The organism is Evansella halocellulosilytica, assembly GCF_002335745.1.
In the GTDB taxonomy this organism is placed as follows: domain Bacteria; phylum Bacillota; class Bacilli; order Bacillales; family Salisediminibacteriaceae; genus Bacillus_CA; species Bacillus_CA halocellulosilytica.
Genome location: NZ_NIST01000001.1, coordinates 3,226,747 through 3,245,302 on the forward strand (window position 1 = coordinate 3,226,747; position 18,556 = coordinate 3,245,302).

Annotated in this window: 22 protein-coding genes and 1 riboswitch; of the genes, 19 read left to right on the top strand and 3 right to left on the bottom strand. The window is 37.2% G+C overall.

The genetic code is table 11. The annotated features are described in order from the left end of the window. The first annotated feature begins 384 nt into the window (after positions 1-384). From CD001_RS15485 to CD001_RS15510, 6 genes are all read left to right on the top strand, one after another. The gene (locus CD001_RS15485; protein ID WP_096188559.1) at positions 385-822 is read left to right on the top strand and encodes a peptidylprolyl isomerase; all 438 of its coding nucleotides are present in this window, start codon (positions 385-387) and stop codon (positions 820-822) included. A 148-nt stretch (positions 823-970) separates the two neighbouring features. Further along, positions 971-1,126: riboswitch (FMN riboswitch) on the top strand. A 225-nt stretch (positions 1,127-1,351) separates the two neighbouring features. Further along, complete coding sequence (ribD, locus tag CD001_RS15490) at positions 1,352-2,437, top strand: bifunctional diaminohydroxyphosphoribosylaminopyrimidine deaminase/5-amino-6-(5-phosphoribosylamino)uracil reductase RibD (RefSeq protein WP_096188560.1); 1,086 nt, start codon at positions 1,352-1,354, stop codon at positions 2,435-2,437. Further along, a complete protein-coding gene (ribE, locus tag CD001_RS15495; protein WP_096188561.1) occupies positions 2,438-3,091 on the top strand; it encodes a riboflavin synthase in 654 nt (217 codons plus the stop codon). Positions 3,092-3,109: 18 nt separating this feature from the next. Beyond that, positions 3,110-4,303, top strand: coding sequence for a bifunctional 3,4-dihydroxy-2-butanone-4-phosphate synthase/GTP cyclohydrolase II (locus tag CD001_RS15500; RefSeq protein ID WP_096188562.1), 1,194 nt, complete (start codon positions 3,110-3,112; stop codon positions 4,301-4,303). 20 nt (positions 4,304-4,323) lie between these two features. Further along, the gene (ribH, locus tag CD001_RS15505) at positions 4,324-4,794 is read left to right on the top strand and encodes a 6,7-dimethyl-8-ribityllumazine synthase (protein WP_096188563.1); all 471 of its coding nucleotides are present in this window, start codon (positions 4,324-4,326) and stop codon (positions 4,792-4,794) included. 15 nt (positions 4,795-4,809) lie between these two features. Then, positions 4,810-5,148 (top strand): GNAT family N-acetyltransferase, encoded by a 339-nt coding sequence (locus CD001_RS15510; RefSeq protein ID WP_096188564.1) that lies wholly within the window; start codon positions 4,810-4,812, stop codon positions 5,146-5,148. Positions 5,149-5,347: 199 nt separating this feature from the next. Here the strand turns inward: CD001_RS15510 and CD001_RS15515 are convergent, their stop codons facing one another. Next, the gene (locus CD001_RS15515; RefSeq protein WP_096188565.1) at positions 5,348-5,872 is read right to left on the bottom strand and encodes a DUF309 domain-containing protein; all 525 of its coding nucleotides are present in this window, start codon (positions 5,870-5,872) and stop codon (positions 5,348-5,350) included. A 220-nt stretch (positions 5,873-6,092) separates the two neighbouring features. Between CD001_RS15515 and CD001_RS15520 the strand changes: the two genes are divergently transcribed. The 4 genes from CD001_RS15520 (at position 6,093) to CD001_RS15535 (ending at position 10,001) form a co-directional block, all read left to right on the top strand. After that, positions 6,093-6,872 carry a segregation/condensation protein A gene (locus CD001_RS15520; protein ID WP_096188566.1) on the top strand — a complete coding sequence of 260 codons (780 nt, stop codon included), beginning with the start codon at positions 6,093-6,095 and terminating at the stop codon, positions 6,870-6,872. Further along, positions 6,859-7,500, top strand: coding sequence for an SMC-Scp complex subunit ScpB (gene scpB / locus CD001_RS15525; RefSeq protein ID WP_096188567.1), 642 nt, complete (start codon positions 6,859-6,861; stop codon positions 7,498-7,500). The genes CD001_RS15520 and scpB overlap by 14 nt, the downstream gene beginning before the upstream one ends. After that, positions 7,493-8,002 (top strand): DUF3907 family protein, encoded by a 510-nt coding sequence (locus CD001_RS15530; RefSeq protein WP_096188568.1) that lies wholly within the window; start codon positions 7,493-7,495, stop codon positions 8,000-8,002. The genes scpB and CD001_RS15530 overlap by 8 nt, the downstream gene beginning before the upstream one ends. 1,114 nt (positions 8,003-9,116) lie before the next feature. Then, positions 9,117-10,001: a superoxide dismutase gene (locus CD001_RS15535; RefSeq protein ID WP_257009828.1), complete on the top strand. Its 885-nt coding sequence runs from the start codon at positions 9,117-9,119 to the stop codon at positions 9,999-10,001. Positions 10,002-10,219: 218 nt separating this feature from the next. Here CD001_RS15535 and CD001_RS15540 read toward each other — a convergent pair whose 3' ends face one another. Continuing rightward, positions 10,220-10,927: a DUF421 domain-containing protein gene (locus CD001_RS15540; RefSeq protein ID WP_096188569.1), complete on the bottom strand. Its 708-nt coding sequence runs from the start codon at positions 10,925-10,927 to the stop codon at positions 10,220-10,222. 53 nt (positions 10,928-10,980) lie between these two features. Further along, complete coding sequence (locus tag CD001_RS15545) at positions 10,981-11,553, bottom strand: hypothetical protein (protein WP_218839256.1); 573 nt, start codon at positions 11,551-11,553, stop codon at positions 10,981-10,983. 128 nt (positions 11,554-11,681) lie between these two features. Here CD001_RS15545 and CD001_RS15550 point away from each other — a divergent pair, with 128 nt between their 5' ends. From CD001_RS15550 to resA, 9 genes are all read left to right on the top strand, one after another. Next, complete coding sequence (locus CD001_RS15550) at positions 11,682-12,134, top strand: YhcN/YlaJ family sporulation lipoprotein (RefSeq protein WP_179298770.1); 453 nt, start codon at positions 11,682-11,684, stop codon at positions 12,132-12,134. 16 nt (positions 12,135-12,150) lie between these two features. Then, complete coding sequence (gene spoVAC, locus CD001_RS15555) at positions 12,151-12,612, top strand: stage V sporulation protein AC (RefSeq protein WP_096188572.1); 462 nt, start codon at positions 12,151-12,153, stop codon at positions 12,610-12,612. A gap of 11 nt (positions 12,613-12,623) precedes the next feature. Beyond that, positions 12,624-13,640: a stage V sporulation protein AD gene (spoVAD, locus tag CD001_RS15560; RefSeq protein ID WP_096188573.1), complete on the top strand. Its 1,017-nt coding sequence runs from the start codon at positions 12,624-12,626 to the stop codon at positions 13,638-13,640. Then, positions 13,640-13,990 (top strand): stage V sporulation protein AE, encoded by a 351-nt coding sequence (gene spoVAE / locus CD001_RS15565; protein ID WP_096188574.1) that lies wholly within the window; start codon positions 13,640-13,642, stop codon positions 13,988-13,990. Before spoVAD ends, spoVAE begins: the two co-directional genes overlap by 1 nt. A gap of 322 nt (positions 13,991-14,312) precedes the next feature. After that, positions 14,313-15,464, top strand: a complete 1,152-nt coding sequence (locus CD001_RS15570; protein ID WP_096188575.1) for a D-alanyl-D-alanine carboxypeptidase family protein — start codon at positions 14,313-14,315, stop codon at positions 15,462-15,464. Further along, positions 15,457-16,047: a nucleoside recognition domain-containing protein gene (locus tag CD001_RS15575; RefSeq protein ID WP_096188576.1), complete on the top strand. Its 591-nt coding sequence runs from the start codon at positions 15,457-15,459 to the stop codon at positions 16,045-16,047. Before CD001_RS15570 ends, CD001_RS15575 begins: the two co-directional genes overlap by 8 nt. A gap of 5 nt (positions 16,048-16,052) precedes the next feature. Further along, positions 16,053-16,583, top strand: a complete 531-nt coding sequence (locus CD001_RS15580) for a spore maturation protein (RefSeq protein WP_096188577.1) — start codon at positions 16,053-16,055, stop codon at positions 16,581-16,583. Between the two features lie 379 nt (positions 16,584-16,962). After that, on the top strand, positions 16,963-17,679 hold the full coding sequence (locus CD001_RS15585; protein WP_096188578.1) for a pseudouridine synthase: 717 nt from the start codon (positions 16,963-16,965) through the stop codon (positions 17,677-17,679). Between the two features lie 338 nt (positions 17,680-18,017). Next, complete coding sequence (gene resA, locus CD001_RS15590) at positions 18,018-18,545, top strand: thiol-disulfide oxidoreductase ResA (protein WP_096188579.1); 528 nt, start codon at positions 18,018-18,020, stop codon at positions 18,543-18,545. Positions 18,546-18,556 lie beyond the last annotated feature (11 nt).

Sequence of the window (18,556 nt, forward strand, 5' to 3'; positions counted from 1 at the left end):
CGAGAGATTTTCGTTTCGAACGCATCCTATTCCTTTCTTTGTAAAATATTTTCATGTGCTCGAAAGAGCGATAGGCTACGATTCCGACGGAAATACACTAGACGAAAATCACCTTGGTTCACATAGTGTGTCACTTAGGAAATTGAGACATTGCTCGCGACAAAGAAGACACCGATGCAAATGAAGTGCAGCACGACTAGATGTCGCACTTGTGCTCCAGAGTGCAAGCGAGTGATTATAAACGAACCAACACCTATGAACCATTCCTATTATGAAGCATGGTGATAAAAAATTTAATGTAAACAAAATCTTGTTTATTTCATTTATGAAAAAATTGTTGTAAGATGATGAAGAAAGTTATTACTTTGAATGGAGGCCATATGAATGAAAAAAGGTGAAATTGTATTTGAAACAGGTGAAAAAGTAGTCATCGAATTTTATCCAGAAGAAGCACCTGGAACAGTAGAAAACTTTGAGAAATTAGCGAAAGAAGGTTTTTATGATGGACTAACATTCCATCGCGTCATTCCAGGATTTGTCGCACAAGGCGGTTGCCCAACAGGAAATGGAACTGGCGGACCTGGATATACGATCAAATGTGAAACGGAAGGAAACCCTCATAAACATGAGCGCGGTTCCTTATCGATGGCTCATGCAGGTAAAGATACTGGCGGAAGTCAGTTTTTTATTGTTTTTGAACCACAGCCACATTTAAATGGTGTACATACAGTCTTTGGTAAAGTGATTGAAGGTATGGATGCGGTAGATCGTATTCGCCAAGGTGATGTTATGTCTGAAGTAAAAGTATACGACGAAGAATAATAAAGAGTAGGTTGTCTTATAGAAGTGTGTTCATACATGTGAGACAGCCTTCCTACATGATACGATATTAAAAGGCGTTATTTTAAAAGAAGCAAATTCTGACCTTTTTTTGTTCACATGTGATATAATAAACAAAAATAAAATAATATTGTTTCTTCGGGGTAGGGTGAAATTCCCAACCGGCGGTGATGATAGCTTTTTCCTAATTAAGCTTCTAAGCCCGTGACCCGGCATGATATTTCATGACGGTGGATTTGGTGAGAGACCAGAGCCGACAGTATAGTCTGGATGGGAGAAGGAACGAATGTAAAATATATTTTCTAGCCATAGGGAGAAGTGTGTCTTTTAACTCTCAACCTAGAAAACATATTTCAAGGTTTAAAAAAGGTAAATTTAAACCTTTATTTGAATATGCATTTCGTTCGTATGATCATACCTGAAGGAATTAACTCCTTCAGGTATTTTTTTATTTTCCGCATCGGAAATGCTCCTACCTAACCTGAGATGATGTAAAAGTGAGGTATGTTTCATGGAAGAACAGTATATGAACATAGCAATTGATATGGCGAGAGCGACGCTCGGTCAAACGTCACCAAATCCAGCAGTAGGTGCTGTGATTGTGAAAGACCATCAAATCGTAGGGATGGGTGCTCATTTAAGAGCAGGTGATAAACATGCGGAACGACATGCGATTGAAATGGCGAAAGGTAAATGTGAAGGTGCAACGATTTACGTTACGTTAGAACCTTGTTCTCATTACGGGCGCACACCTCCATGTGCAGATGCGATTATAGAAGCTGGTATAAAGAAGGTAGTCATTGCTTCTACAGATCCGAACCCGAAAGTAGCAGGAAGAGGAATCAAAAAGTTAATCGATGCCGGAATTGAAGTAAAGACAAATATTTTGAAAGAAGAAGCAGATGAACTAAATCGCGATTTTTTTTATTATATTCAAGAGAAAAAGCCATTTGTTACATTAAAAACTGCAACAAGCATCGATGGGAAAATTGCTACGAGCAGTGGTGAAAGTAAATGGATTACCGGAGATGAGGCAAGGCAAGATGTTCATTATTTGCGCCATCAGCATGACAGCATACTTGTCGGAATTAATACAGTTATTGCAGATGACCCATCATTAACGACGAGACTCCCTGACGGCGGGAAAAATCCGATACGTATCGTATTGGATCATCATTTAAGAATTCCGTTGGATGCACAAGTGATTACGGATCAACTAGCACCAACATGGATTATCACGACGTATGAAGTCGATAAGGAGAAAATAAACCAGCTTGAAAGTTTAGGGATTAAAGTTTACCAGCTTTTTAAAAATATAATTGAAGTAAATCAATTATTGGATTTTCTTGGGGAAAAAGAAGTGACATCATTATTAGTCGAAGGTGGCGGCAGTGTGAATGACAGTTTTTTACGATCTGGTGAGTTTCAGGATGTCATTGTTTATTTAGCTCCAACAATTATTGGAGGTAAAGATGCTCCATCTTCGTTCTCCGGAACAGGAATCGCTTTATTAGATGAAACACCGCAATTAAAAATAAAAGAAACGAAGAAGCTTGGTAAAGATTTAAAGGTAATTTTGACAAAGGAGGAAGGATAATTGTTTACCGGTATTATAGAAGAGAAGGGGAAAGTCGTTCAAATGCATAGAACAGGTGATGCAATTGTCATGAAACTTTGTGCAGAGAAAACACTAATAAATGTAAATTTAGGAGACAGCATATCTGTAAACGGTGTATGTTTAACTGTAACAAATTATGATCAATCTACGTTTACAGTGGATTTAATGCCGGAAACTGTTCGCCATACGAGCCTGCGTGATTTGACAGTTGGTTCCTTTGTTAATCTAGAAAGGGCTATGGCTGCAAATGGACGATTCGGTGGCCACTTCGTTTCAGGTCATGTTGATGGAGTAGGTGTTATTCGAAAGAAAAGTCAAGAACACAATGCTGTTTACTATGAAATTGAAATACCAAAACATTTAAGGAAGTTTATGATTATGAAAGGCAGTGTTTGTGTTGATGGCACAAGTTTGACAATTTTTGGATTAACGGATGATTCGTTTACTATTTCCATCATCCCTCATACTATTGAAGAAACGATCATTGGGGGGAAAGGCCAAGGAGATATCGTAAATATAGAATGTGACATGCTCGCGAAATATATGGATCAATTATTGTCAAGAAGGACAGGAACTGATGAATCCTCATCAGAAAAGTTAACGGAGAGCTTTTTAAAAGATCATGGATTTTAAGATAAAGGAGAATGCTTAATGTTTGATCCTATTGAAGAAGCAATATACGAACTCATGCAAGGAAAAGTTGTCATCGTTTGCGATGATGAAGATAGGGAAAATGAAGGTGATTTCGTTTCCTTGGCTGATAAAACGACACCAGAAGTCATTAACTTTATGATTACTCATGGCCGTGGTCTTGTTTGTGCCCCAATCACACAAGAAAGGGCAGAAAAGCTTGAACTGTTACCAATGGTTGATCACAATACAGATCCTCATGGAACAGCTTTTACTGTAAGTGTTGATCATAAACATACGACAACAGGTATATCCGCCCATGAGCGCTCATTAACTGTAAAAGCATTGATTGACTCTGATTCGAAAGCCGCTGACTTTAAAAAGCCGGGACATATTTTCCCGCTTGTAGCAAAAGACGGTGGTGTCCTTCGTAGAGCGGGACATACTGAAGCTGCGGTTGATTTAGCTCGATTATGCGGCTCGGAGCCAGCAGGTGTAATATGTGAAATCATCAATGAGGACGGTTCAATGGCAAGAGTGCCAGACTTAAGGAAAATTGCTGATCAACATGATTTAAAAATGATTACAATTAAAGATCTTATTCAATATCGTAATCGAAAAGATAAGCTCGTTAAAAAGGAAGTTGAAATTGACTTACCAACTGCATTTGGTGATTTTAAAGCGATTGGCTACTCGAACATTGTTGACGGAAAAGAACATATTGCCATTGTAAAAGGAGAAATTAATAGCGAAAATCCAACACTTGTACGTGTTCATTCCGAATGCTTAACTGGAGATGTATTTGGTTCTCAAAGATGTGACTGCGGTCCGCAACTCCATGCTGCATTAGAGCAAATTGAGGAAGCAGGCTCTGGGGTATTATTGTATATGCGTCAGGAAGGCCGCGGAATAGGTTTGCTCAATAAAATGAGAGCTTATAAACTACAAGAAGAAGGTTATGATACCGTAGAGGCTAATGAAAAGCTTGGGTTTGCACCAGATTTACGTGACTACGGAATCGGTGCACAAATCCTTCGAGATTTAGGAATTCGAAAAATGAGGTTACTAACAAACAACCCAAGAAAAATTACTGGACTTAAAGGATATGATTTAGAAGTTGTAGACCGAGTTGCTTTACAGCTGCCTTCATCGAAAGCAAATGAAAGATATTTAAAAGTAAAAAAAGAAAAACTTGGACATCTACTACATTTTTAACTAATTAAGGAGGAATAAACATGGGAAATGTATTTGAAGGACATTTAGTAGGAACAGGATTAAAAGTAGGAATTGTTACAGGAAGATTTAATGAATTTATTACGAGTAAACTATTGGGTGGTGCTCAAGACGCATTTAAACGTCACGGTATCGATGAAGCAGATGTTGATATTGCATGGGTCCCTGGTGCTTATGAAATTCCGGTTATCGCCAAAAAAATGGCTGAATCAGGAAAGTATGATGCCGTTGTCACCTTAGGGACTGTTATTCGAGGTTCTACACCACACTTTGATTATGTTTGTAATGAAGTCTCAAAAGGAGTCGCCTCCATTTCACTTTCGACTGGTGTTCCAGTTATTTTCGGAGTTTTAACGACAGATACGATTGAGCAGGCTGTTGAAAGAGCCGGAACAAAAGCGGGGAATAAAGGTTGGGAAGCAGCAGTTTCCGCTATCGAAATGGCGAACTTAACAAAAAGTTTTTCATTTTAAAAAAGAGGGATCATCATGCTAGTGCCTTATAAACAAGAACACGAAAAATTTGCTATGGGTTTACTATCTTTCATGCCAGATGATAAAAAAGTAAAACAATTAAAGCAAACAATTGACCAGTATAAAGAGTTAGAAAACGCTCATCTGTATTTATGGAAAGAGGACTCTTATATTGGAGTAATCGGAATTGAGACATGTGAAGAAGGGGTTTTCTTAAAAGATTTATCGGTGAATCCATCATATCGTAACGAAGGTATCGCGACAAAAATGATTGAATCATTAGAAAGAAAACTAGATGTTACGTTACAGGGTACGAAGTACACGAAAGATTTTTTAGATCATTGCCGCTATTAAGATACGCGCAAGGCGCTTGTCTATTCCTCTACTTGAATTGCTCTGGTGTTGGACAAAACGTCTCGTCCTGTGGCTTGTCCGGTCCAGCGGAAACCCCGAAGTTACCACATTCGTGTGGAAGATCGTGATATAAACAATCTTGGAATATCGAGAGATTGAAAATTTATAACATCTAACCTTTGAATAAAAGCAAGGGGGCCTACTCCTCCCTTGCTTTCCGTTTTCTTTCAAGTGAAGCTTTTCTTTCTTTTATTACATCGCTGCGATCTCGTAATTTATGCCTAAACACAAGGTCGCTGTTTGATAAGTCTTCAAAACCACACCAAGACAGGTTTTCCTTTTTGCACAGATCTTTACAATGTTCAATTAAATGGTCTTCAGTAAGTGGTATGTTAAACGGCAAATAAGGTCCATCATCATTTACAGTTTGTATACGATCTTGAACCTTTTTTAATAATAAATCAGGGTTAATTGAAATGTTCTTAAAAGATGAGCGATTATTCTCTATATGTTTTAAACAATGATGATAAAGTCGTAGACTACCCTTTCTATTTTTCTGCCTTTCATGATAAACAGCGACAGCAAGTTGAATAAGTCCAAGCCACTGGTCGCCTCCACCGACTTCTTTCCAGTATTCTTCCATAATTTCATGACATTCGAAATAATCTCTTGTACCATGAAACTCAATTAAATAATCAATATAAGCATCTGGATAATTTTTCATAGATCCCTCCGTGCATAAATAATTATGATCCTTAAATTTTAAATTTGGAATATAAACATTTGACGATTAAACGAAAGGAATTGCCCATTATTTGAAAACCCTTTTTAATAAATCCTAACATAAAAACGTGAAAGAATCTTTTATTTTATAGAGGAAAGAACCATCAATTGCTAATGTTATATGATATAATGCATGAAAGAACGATGAAAATGGTGAGAATATGCAGTATAGTGTAAAGCTTCAATCTTTTGAAGGTCCATTAGATTTATTATTACATTTAATTCAAAAAAATGACTTAGACATATATGATATCCCTGTAAAAGATATTACTGAACAGTATATGACATATATTCATGCAATGCAGGTTCTACACCTAGATATTGCAAGTGAGTATTTAGTCATGGCTTCAACGTTATTACATATGAAGAGCCAAATGCTGCTCCCGGCTCAAGAAGAGGAATTAGATGAAGAGGACTTCTTTTATGATGAGGATGAAGACCCTCGTGAAGATTTAATGCAACGATTAATTGAATATAAAAAGTATAAAGAGGCTGCCGGAGAATTAAAAGAGCGAGAGCGTGAGAGAAGTGACTTGTTTTCTAAGCCAATGACGGATTTAACAGCTTTTTTTAAAGAACAAAATGATCGTAATGCACAAGAGGAGAAACCAAATATCAATGTAACGATTTATGATATGCTCCAAGCTTTTCAAAAAATGAAGAAGCGAAAAAGTGTGAAGGAACCTGTGTATTCAAAAATTCAGCGGGATGATGTTCCGATTGATGAAAAAATGACCGAGATTATGGAACAACTTCATATGTTTAAAGGAAAGAGAAACTTTTCTGACCTGTTTGAGAAAGAAAAAAAACATCAGATTGTCATTACATTCCTAGCACTGCTTGAACTAATGAAATCGGATGTGGTCAGGTGCGAACAAGGGAGCAATTTTGAAGATATAATCATTTTTAAGAAGGAGGTTGCTCTCGTTGAAGAGTCATGAAATTAAAGCGGTTATCGAAGGTCTCCTTTTCGTCTCAGGCGAAGAAGGGATTGACGAAAAACAACTTATGGATGTTCTCCAATTAGATAGAAAATCAGTCAAGTTTTATATGGCTGAACTAAAAGATATGTATTCTTCAGATACTAGAGGAATACAATTAGTAGAAGTAGCAGGTGGTTATCAATTGACAACGAAACCTGAGCATGCACCGTTTTTTAAGAGGCTTGTCCAAGCCCCTTCTTCGACAACACTCTCCCAAGCAGCTCTAGAAACGTTAGCAATTGTTGCTTATAAGCAGCCGATATCTAGAGTAGAAATTGAGGATATTCGTGGAGTAAAATCAGAAAGACCAGTACGAACACTAACAGCAAAGTCTCTATTAAAAGAAGTTGGCAGGGTTGAAGGAACCGGACGAGCCATTCTATACGGAACAACAAAGGAATTTTTAGATCAGTTTGGTCTTCGCTCTATTGAGGAACTGCCACCACTACCAGATAATATTGAAGAAGAACAGGTAGAAGAAGAGGTTGACCTCTTTTTTGCGAAGTTTCAAGAGCAAATGACTTCAACCAATGATGGTGAAGATAATAAGGAAATTGAAGAAGGGAATGTTCAGTCAAATGGGTAATGATTTAGTACGACAGCAATTAATTTTTACAATGGACAATTTGCAAGCAGCAACGAATGAATTGAGGTCTTTCTTGAACAATGTTACATTAACTGAATTGAAAGAAGCAGATGAAAAAACGGAAGTGGAAACATCAGTTAATGAATACGAATTAATATTGGATCAATTTAGAAGACTACTCGTTTTTTTTGATGAAGGAAGAGAATCTGGAAATTTAATTCTTCGAAGTGAAAGTTTCCGTAAAGGAGCTGCTGAGAAGACTTTATATTGGATATTTCATCAATGTGTTGAAGAATTCTTTCAACCGAAACTTGATGTCTGGTATGAAGACAGCCGGGCAGCATATACTGGGAAAAATGCGATCAGATTTCGGACTGATGTTCCCGAGCCGATGAAAAAATTAGTTGCATCTATTGAAGGGCCGGTACAGGAAATCCGAGAAGAGCTAGAATATTATGAAACAGATTACCGTACAAAAGTAAGACAACGCGATATTGAATAATTGATGCTCTCTTTTAACTTCTAGTTATATAAGAAAAAGAAGCTTATACCGAAAACCTGTTATTCACTGTAATAACAGGTTTTTTACATTATATTCTTTGTAAACCACAGGCTCTGCCTGTGTGAAAATAAACCTTTAAGGGTTGTATTCGTGAGATTTCTTTAAAAGTAACGAATAGTTGGAAGGTATACTGCTTGCTTTCACCCCAGGGCACAAGTGCGACATCCGCTCTTACTTCACTTTGTTCGTATTCACGGTGTCTTCTTTGCCACGGACGAACGGTTGAACTACTTCGACCAAGCTCGAAGGGATCTCAACTCGTCCATTTTTCCGTAGGAAAGAGCATTGCTTCTTCGAAAATACATCGATTTGTCTCGACGGATAAACAACAAAGCCATATTAGTAGAGGAAGAGACAGTCGCGCAGTACCTTACACCTTTTGATGACAACTTTATTTGCGTCATGTCATTTATTATCTTAAATGATGGATACGAAATGAACATAAATATCTTTGATAACAAAAGCCCATTCCCATTTAAATTGAGATAAAAATGAGCTGAGATACAACTTCCCACAACGTTTTTTCTGCTATTAGTATGTCATTTAACTATTATCATGTACTTGAAAGAGCGCCAGGCGGCGACTCAAGCGGGAAAAGCAATAGTCGAAAATCCCCTAGGTGCACACAGTGTGGCACCTAGGAAGTTGAGGCATTGCCCGCTGCAAAGAAGACACTACGAATGCAAACGAAGTGCAGCACGAGTAGATGTCGCACTTGTGCTTTGGAGTGAAAGCGTCCGCCGTATAGCGATTTCGAATTCTATTTGATTATGAAAAGGGATGTCTTCAAAATTCTTTTGGCACGGACCAAATGAATAAGGTCCCTTAAGGGACTCTGGTGGTAAAGTGCCCTTATAGGGCGAAATGAAAACCGCCCGTTTTACGGGCGGATACTTATTTGATAAAGGAGGGAGGGGAAGCATCTTAATATAAAGGTGAGCTCTGTTTTATTTCTTTAGGTGCAACATTTATGGCATAAAGTTTATGTAGATTATTCATTCTTAATCTTCTCATGCATAGGATAGAAAGGGGAAATGAATAAGGAGGGGATTCTATGCAGCCAGATAAGACATACGAAGGAGAAGTCAGGCGATGGTTATTAAAAATGGAAGAAGAAATTCATGACACATTTAATGATCCTAATCATCCATTGCTAGGACAAGTAAATGATTTATTAAAAGACCATTTTTCACGTAATACGGCACCGTTACCAATCGAAGAACGAGAAAAACTGAATGAAGAGATTCAACGAATTTATCAAAGTTATATAGCTTATGTTAAGGATAGGGCGGAATCAGAGGCTTTTAATCGAGTACCGATAGGCGAGCATCGACTTCCCGATCTACCATATGCTTATAATGCGTTGGAACCGTATATTAGTGAACGTATTATGACATTACATCATCAAAAGCATCATCAATCATACGTTGATGGTCTCAATAAAGCTGAAAAAGAATTGCAAAAGCAAAGAAGGAAAGGTACATTTGAGAATATTAAACATTGGGAGCGTGAATTAGCGTTTCATGGTGCAGGTCACTATTTGCATACATTATTTTGGGAGACGATGTCGCCAGAAGGAGGAGGGAGACCAACAGGTGAGCTGTTAGCACAAATAGAACGAGATTTTGGAAGTTATTCTGCTTTTAAACAACAATTTTCAAAGGCAGCTGAAGAAGTTGAAGCTGTTGGCTGGGCAATACTAGTATGGGCACCTAGAGCTGGCCGCTTAGAAATTTTAACAGCAGAAAAGCATCAAAACTTGTCCCAATGGGATGTCATTCCAATATTGCCTTTAGATGTATGGGAGCACGCTTATTATTTGCAATATGAAAATGAGAGAAAAGAATATATTAATAATTGGTGGAATGTTGTGAATTGGAGGGCGGTACAAGAGAGATTTAATCAAGCAAGTACAAATTTATGGCATCCACTCGCTTAATAAAAAATACCTAGAAAACGACGATTGTCAATTGCTTGAATGAATTCCATAAATCTGAGCTTCTGCGATGCAACGATTCTAAACATGAAAAAAGGGGTACCTCCCTAATGCCAAATTTAGTAAGTGACTAGCAATCTAAATGAATGGGAGGAACCCCTTATGTCTATTGTAAGAAAAGAGAGTATTTTAGCATACGAAATTTATATGAATTAGAGACATTATACAGATATATGTTTAATGTACGGTGCATGATTTAATTGCAAGTATAATGGTTGATCTTTCGTCCATTCACCATAAATGACATATTCTACGTTGATCCCTTGTTTTTCTAAGTGTCTCATAATTTCTTCTTTAGGAATAGGGATTTCCTGTAAATTATCTTCAATCCATTCACCGTCGGTAATAAACGACATCGGTAAAGGAACTTGTTTAGGTGGTATATGTAAATCCGTTTTTACTGTGTTTTGATATGGATGCTTTTTTAAGACATTTATCGTTCCGTTCGCCTCTAAAATGGCATATTCTACTTCTTGAATGGAGAAAACATCTTTGTTTCTTAAAAGATTTTGAAGTTGATTTAAGTCTAATCGATTTTTCTTTAACTGGTTTCGGTCTATTTTTCCTTGATGGATCACAATCGATGGTTTTCCTTCTAAAAAGCTTCGAGTTTTTTTCCACTTTTGCGTAATCCACTCAACAATTGAAATGAGAGTGCCCCATAATAAGATGGCATATAAGACATAATTGATCCCGATTTCCTTATCATAAATCGCATTCCCAACTAGTTCTCCTAGAACTAAAGCGGAAATAAAATCAAAAGGTGTTAATTGAGTAATTTGGGTTTTTCCTAAAACTTTTGTTAAAAATAGCAATGCTATAAAACCTATTAGTAATTCAATAGACAATGCTGTAAAGTTTGTATTCAATGTTCTGCCACCTCTACTTGTTTCTCTTTATAGAGTTGGCATTTTAGGAAAATTTATGAAAAAAGAATGATTTTTTGTATGTAATTGTTTAATTTCTTTGTTAATTGTTTAGATGCGTAATGAATTTCATTAACTTCTTCAGTCCCTCTAAAAACACTTCTAATGTTTCCATTAGTCGTTAACCAGTGTTTATTTAAATAGTTACGATATGCTAACCAAAACTGCTCAATCATTATTTCTTCTTCCTTGTTATAAACGGCTGATATCAATGTTGAAGGAATTGAAAGCTCTTGAGGAGCGAGTTCAATCTCTTTTTTATGTAATTGTGTGCATTGCTTTTGTACCGAGTTTCTCACTTGCATACATTGTAATTCTACGGTTCTTTTTATTTCTTCTTCCCACTCATCTACATAATCTAATTCGAGATTATCGCTAATAGTGCGTTGCTCATCAGTTCTTTTGCTACAGTTATGTGCACGAATAGATGAATTCAGTTTGTACATTAATAACAAAAAGAAAATAATTTGTAAAAATAATATAAGAATAATTCCAATTAGTATGTAATGATCCATTATTTCACGACCTCTCAAATCAATTAATCCTTTTATTTCGTTACATTTCTTCAATCGTATCAGAAAATCAGCATTATCTACACATGAGAAAAAATACATTTAATGGATATTCAGAAAGTAAAAGTATAAAAACTTGTGAAATAAAAATACTACTTTTAAACGAGAAGGAGGATACCGCGAACATGAATCGGATGAGTAAATCAGGATTACTTCTATTATTAGTTGTCTCGCTATTAGTCAGCTGTCAGACATGGGATAAAGGGCACTATGAAGGAAGTAATATAACTCCATTTCACAATAAAGAGCTTTCAACGTCTCAAAATAAGGCGATGGGGGCTAAAGATGAAGTAGAACCGATGAAAGAAGTAGAAAGAGCTAGAGCTTTGTCAGTAGATGATGATATTTATGTTGCGTTAACTGTAACAGGTTTTCAAAGATTTTTCTTAAATGATATTCGGAAAAAAGCGTATGACCGAATACAAAATAAATACAAAAAAGAGAACATTCATGTATCAACGGACCGAAAAATTGATATCGAGTTAAGAGATATTGAACGAGAGTTACAAAAAGACAATATGACGAAAGAGCAATTGAAAAAAAGGTTAAAGAAAGTTGAAGATGATATGAAAGGATAAAGAAAGGTGAAAAATAATGAGTAAAAATGAACCACAATCTCCCACTCAGCAAGAATATAAACAAATTGCTTCAAAATATGAGAAGAAACGTCCAATTGGGAAAAACTGTTTAAAAGCATTTATTGTCGGTGGTGCCATATGTACGTTTGGACAAGCAGTTCAATATTTCTATATGTACTATTTTGATTTTACTGAGAAAACTTCAGGAGACCCGACAGTGGCGACATTAATTGCGATTGCCATATTGTTAACCGGGTTAGGTGTTTACGATCGTTTTGCGCAGTTTTCTGGTGCAGGTACTGCAGTTCCGGTGACTGGCTTTGCTAACTCAATGGCATCAGCAGCCATTGAACACCGCACAGAAGGTTATGTATTAGGTGTTGGGGCTAATATGTTTAAACTGGCAGGCTCTGTTATTGTTTTCGGTACTTTCGCGGCATTTGTTATTGCTCTATTGAAAACGTTACTGCAAATTTAGGAGGACAAGCAATGCTAATAGGTAATCGAACCTGGATTTTTGAGAAGCGACCTGTTATCACCTCTACAGGTGTTATAGGTGGTCCATTTGAAAAAAAAGGGAAACTCTCTGCTGATTTTGATAAATTATATGAGGACATGTGGTGTGGTGAGGATACGTTTGAAAAAGCACAAAAAGTATTGATGGAAGATGCTTGTACAACAGCAATTGATAAAGCATCATTACAGCAAGATGACATTAATTTTGTTTTTGCAGGAGATTTGTTAAATCAGATTACTTCCACGAGTTTTGCGTGCAGAACCATTAATATTCCTTACTTCGGATTATTTGGAGCTTGCTCCACTTCTATGGAAGGACTTGCTCTAGCCGCATTCGTTGTCAATGGTGATGGAGCAAACTACATTTTAACTGGATCTGCAAGTCATAATGCCGCTGTTGAAAAAACATTTCGTTACCCGACTGAATATGGTGCTCAAAAGCCGCCTACATCACAATGGACCGTTACGGCATCTGGGGTTGCGTTAGTTAGTAAAAGTGGTGTTGGTCCTGTCGTAACGTCCGCAACAGTTGGGAAAGTAGTCGATGAAGGATTAAAAGACCCTTATAATATGGGAGGAGCAATGGCACCTGCAGCAGTTGATACAATTAAAGACCATTTAGAAGATCGTGCGATCCAACCTAATTACTATGATTTAATTGTTACTGGTGATTTAGGGAGTATTGGTCGTCCTATTGCACTAGAGTTGTTTGAAAAAGAAGGATTACTCGTAACGGAAGAACAGTTTCAAGATGCTGGTTTAATGATATATCGAGAAGGTCAGCCTGTCTTGGCCGGGGCGAGCGGATCTGGATGCTCAGCAGCCGTAACATATGGACATATACTTAATAAAATGAAACGCGGTGAATTAAACAGAGTACTCATCGTAGCTACAGGGGCTCTCTTATCTCCTTTAACGTTTCAGCAGCAAGAATCGATTCCTTGTATTGCACATGCTGTCTCTATTGAAATGCCAGGAGGTGTAGGGTAATGAGTTTTTTCTGGGCTTTTGTTGTTGGCGGTCTTATTTGTGTGATCGGTCAATTATTAATGGATGGTATGAAGTTAACTCCAGCGCATACGATGAGTGCACTTGTTGTTTCAGGAGCTATATTAGACGGCATAGGGCTGTATGAACCATTAATTGATTTTGCCGGAGCTGGAGCAACTGTGCCAATTACAAGTTTTGGAAACTCCCTTGTTCATGGAGCTTTAGCTGAGGCTGAACGACATGGTATTGTCGGGATTATGACAGGGATTTTTGAAGTAACAAGTGCTGGTATATCAGCTGCGATCATTTTTAGTTTCTTAGCCGCTCTTTTATTTAAACCGAAAGGGTGAAAAAAAGAGGGTCTCCAAGAAGTATGACTTTTGGTGAAACTCTCTAATTTTTATTAGAGGCATGTTTCTTTGCGCGCTACTCTCCCAGGAGTGATGCGAAAACATTAAAAAATTCAATTTCCAACCATTTTTATGAGAGACCCTTCCTAAATCACGGTGGAATCGGGTCTTTTTTGTATTGCCAAAATTATAGAAAACTGTCTTGAAAAAAGATAAAGAAATGAATATGACATAACCATGATAGACGAGCATAGACTTGTACTAACTAAATGGTTGAAGAAGACAATCGCAATATTATATTTAGAGATGAGTGGAGGCAGACATGAAAAGAACATGCATTTATATATTCATGATTATTTTTTTATTAATGTCCCAGCTTACACCAGATAAAGTTAATGCAGAAGAATATCAGGGGAGTGTGTCTGCGGTAGGGGCGATTTTAATGGAACAAGAAAGTGGGAGAGTTCTATATGAAAAAGAAGCACACGAGCCGATGCGAATAGCGAGCATAACGAAGATCATGACTGCAATATTAGCAATTGAATCCGGGAAGATGGAAGAAACGGTGAAGATATCATCAAATGCTGAAGGAACTGAAGGTTCTTCGATCTACTTAACTGCAGGCGAAGAAATTACCTTAGAGGATCTTGTTTATGGATTAATGTTAAGGTCAGGAAACGACGCCGCAATAGCAATCGCAGAGCATGTCGGAGGAAGTGTAGAAGGATTTGTTTATATGATGAACGATAAAGCAGATGAGCTTGGGATGACAAATACTGCTTTTGCAAATCCACACGGTCTCGATGATCATGAAGAACATTACTCAACTGCTTACGACATGGCACAATTAACAAAGTATGCAATGGAAAATGAGCAATATCGTGAAATTTCTGGGACGAAAACTTATCGATCTGAGGCAGAAGACAGATATCGAGTATTTAATAATAAAAATCGATTGTTGACTCAACTCTATCGTTATTCCACAGGAGGAAAGACAGGTTACACGAAACGTGCAAAACGAACGCTTGTGTCGACTGCAACAAAAGATGAACTCGATTTAATTGCTGTTACGATTAACGCTCCAAGTGATTGGCACGACCATATGAGTTTATTTGAGTGGGCATTTGATACGTTTGAATTAAAAGAACTCGTTAAAAAGGGTAAAGTAACTCAACTGAAAGATGACTATTTTAAAGACAGGCTACTTGCTGAATATGAGTTTGAATACCCATTGTCACAGGAAGAATTGGATGATGTAACTACGAGGCTCTTACTTTATAAACCACCTGCTGATGACCGCTGGGAAAAGGAAGGCTACCCGTATCCTATCGGAACATATCAAGTGGAACTATCTGGTGATGTTATTGGGATTATCCCATTAAAATATATGGAAGATCAAAATGCAGAGAAAAGCTTTTGGCAAAGTATAAAGGATAAAATTTTTATGATTACTGGTGTGAAGGATCATGGTTAATCTCATATGGATCTCATTATTTCTCATAGGATTTATCTTCGCTGCTATTAACGGTACGATGGACAAAGTAAATGAAGGAATTTTTCAAGGAGCGAAGGAGGCCGTTATGATCTGTATCGGCCTCATCAGTGTTTTAACATTTTGGCTCGGTTTAATGAGAATTGCCGAAAAGGCAGGTTTACTAAAGGCATTGAGCAGACTTATGCAGCCGATCGTGAGGAAGCTGTTTCCAGATATCCCGCGTGATCACCCAGCAATGGGCTATATCCTTTCTAATATTAGTGCTAATTTGTTTGGATTAGGGAATGCTGCAACTCCGATGGGAATTAAAGCGATGGAGGAATTGAAAAAGCTAAACGGAGGTAAAAGTGAGGCAAGCAGGTCTATGATAACACTGTTAGCGATCAACACCGCTAGTATTACATTAATTCCAACGACTGTCATTTCCATCCGGATGCAGTATGGTTCAGTTTCACCAACTGAAATAGTAGGAACGACAATAATAGCAACGACATGTTCTACAATTGGTGCGATACTCATTGACCGGTACTTTTATTATAGAAGAACTAGAAAAAGGGTGTGACGTTCATGGGTTGGGTCACAACAATCTCAATATGGCTGATTCCTTCAGTCATTGCGCTCATTTTAATAGCTGGAACGATCAAACGAGTACCAACCTATGAAACATTTGTCGATGGAGCAAAGGAAGGCATCCAAATGTCTTTTTCGATTATTCCGTATTTAGTTGGAATGTTAGTAGCTATTACAGTATTCAGAGAGTCTGGAGCAATGGAATTTTTTATGTCATTGTTTAAACCGGTATTGCACGCCTTAGGTGTTCCTTCAGACATTGTACCGTTAGCGTTGATTCGCCCTCTTTCCGGAACTGGGGCTTTAGGTATGACGAGTGATTTAATTGCTACACATGGTCCGGATTCGTTTATCGGAAGGTTAGCTTCAACAATGCAAGGAAGTACAGATACAACGTTTTACGTACTTACCGTATATTTTGGAGCAGTCGGCATCAAAAAAATGGGAGATGCATTAAAGGTGGGTTTACTTGCAGACATTATTGGCGTCATTAGTTCTATTATAATTGTTACCCTCGTATTTATGTGAGGAAATCAACATTAGAAAAAAGTCTATTTTCAAGCTGAATCCGTGATGAATTAATTTATTTTTTGTATAAGTCCTAAAAACCTTTCGATTTAACTTGGTAGAGTAAATACTCGAATCCGTAGTAAGCGAGTGGATTTTGAACAATTAACTTCAATATTAAATCCCTCATAGATAAGAAATGGCTCTTACCAAAATGGTGAGAGCTACTCTTTTTAACTAGGTTTTATCCCAGGATCTTCTCCTGTTTCGTCATATTTTTGTTGCTAGATCATTTTTATTGTTTATTTACAAAAAAAAAGATAAAATAAACGTTTGAAAGTGATTTCAGTTCGTCAAAACTGTAACAAAGAAAGAATATGTCCGTATAGAGGGTGGAATAATGGAACGATTACAAAAAGTAATTGCTCAAGCAGGAATTACATCGAGAAGAAAAGCTGAACAATTAATTACGGAAGGCAAGGTAAAAGTAAACGGAAGTATCGTTACGGAATTAGGAACAAAAGTAGATGTTAGCCAGGATGAAGTTATTGTAAACGGGGTTCCTTTAGAGAAGGAAGAACCTGTTTATTTTTTGCTTTATAAACCTACAGGTGTTATTTCAAGTGTGAAAGATGATAAACAAAGAAAAGTTGTCACTGATTATATTGAAGCTGAACAGAGAATTTATCCTATCGGCAGGTTAGATTACGATACATCTGGATTAATCTTATTGACGAATGATGGTGAATTTGCCAATACATTAATGCACCCCAAATACAATATATCAAAAACGTATATTGCAAAAATAGAAGGAATTCCAGATCGGCAAATTGTAAGGAAACTTGAAAGAGGGATTATGCTTGATGATCGTAAAACTGCTCCTGCGAAGGCAAAGGTTATTAAATCTGATCGTAAAAAAGGAACTTCTATTGTTGAGTTAACAATTCATGAAGGACGAAATCGGCAAGTACGAAGGATGTTTGAAGCTGTCGGACACCCTGTAATAAAATTAAAAAGAGAGCAGTATGGATTTTTAAATCTTCAAGGTTTAAATGCCGGCGAGTACCGAGAACTAAAGCCACATGAAGTGAAGCAATTACGTGAACTAGGAAAGTAAATAAACGAGAAGAAACAATATCAGTTCTTACCTTTCTTGCGAGTTGTCTCGACGGAGACAGGACGTCCTAATGCCGGGCATGCCACAGGACGTGGCGTATTGCCCGGTTTACGGATCTAGCTTCAAAGTGATACTAGAAGAGGAAGAGGTAGCGCTTTTCGGCGATAGGCGGGAGCCTTGCGCTTTTCTTAAAAAATATTGGAATTGTAGCTAAAATGACTCAGTATCATGCAGAAGCATGTCACATAATTTTCAAATTTTACTTGTTCTCATTATATAAACGACCTTGATATAGTGTTAACATGATAATATCCGATTGATTAAAATGGGGGAGAAGAATGAAACAAAGAAGGTTAATCATCCGTTCTGTCATTTTATTAGTTATGATTATTGCAATAGGCTATACATTTTATAACCATTTCTCCGAAGAGCGTGGAGTTGTTGATCGTGGAGATGTTGCGCCTAATTTTGTGTTAAATGATATGGATGGAAATCGTATGGAATTGTCCGAACTTCAAGGAAAAGGTGTCTATTTGAATTTTTGGGCTACATATTGTACGTACTGCAGAACAAAAATGGAATATTTAAAAGATCATTATGAAGATTTTAAAGAACAAGGTGTTGAGGTAATTGCAGTTAACGTAGATGAATCAACGCTTCAAGTACAGCGGCATTTAGATAGAAATGAAGTGAATTACCCTGTATTTATAGACCGGGATATGCTAGTAAGTAATGCATACGGAGTAGTCAGCTTGCCCGCTTCATTTTTAATTGATCCAAACGGAGAAGTGATTGACAGGGAAATAGGAGCAAAAACAGAAGAACAAGTATTAGAATCATTGCAGTCACTTGTACCAAATGATTAGTGGGGGATTGA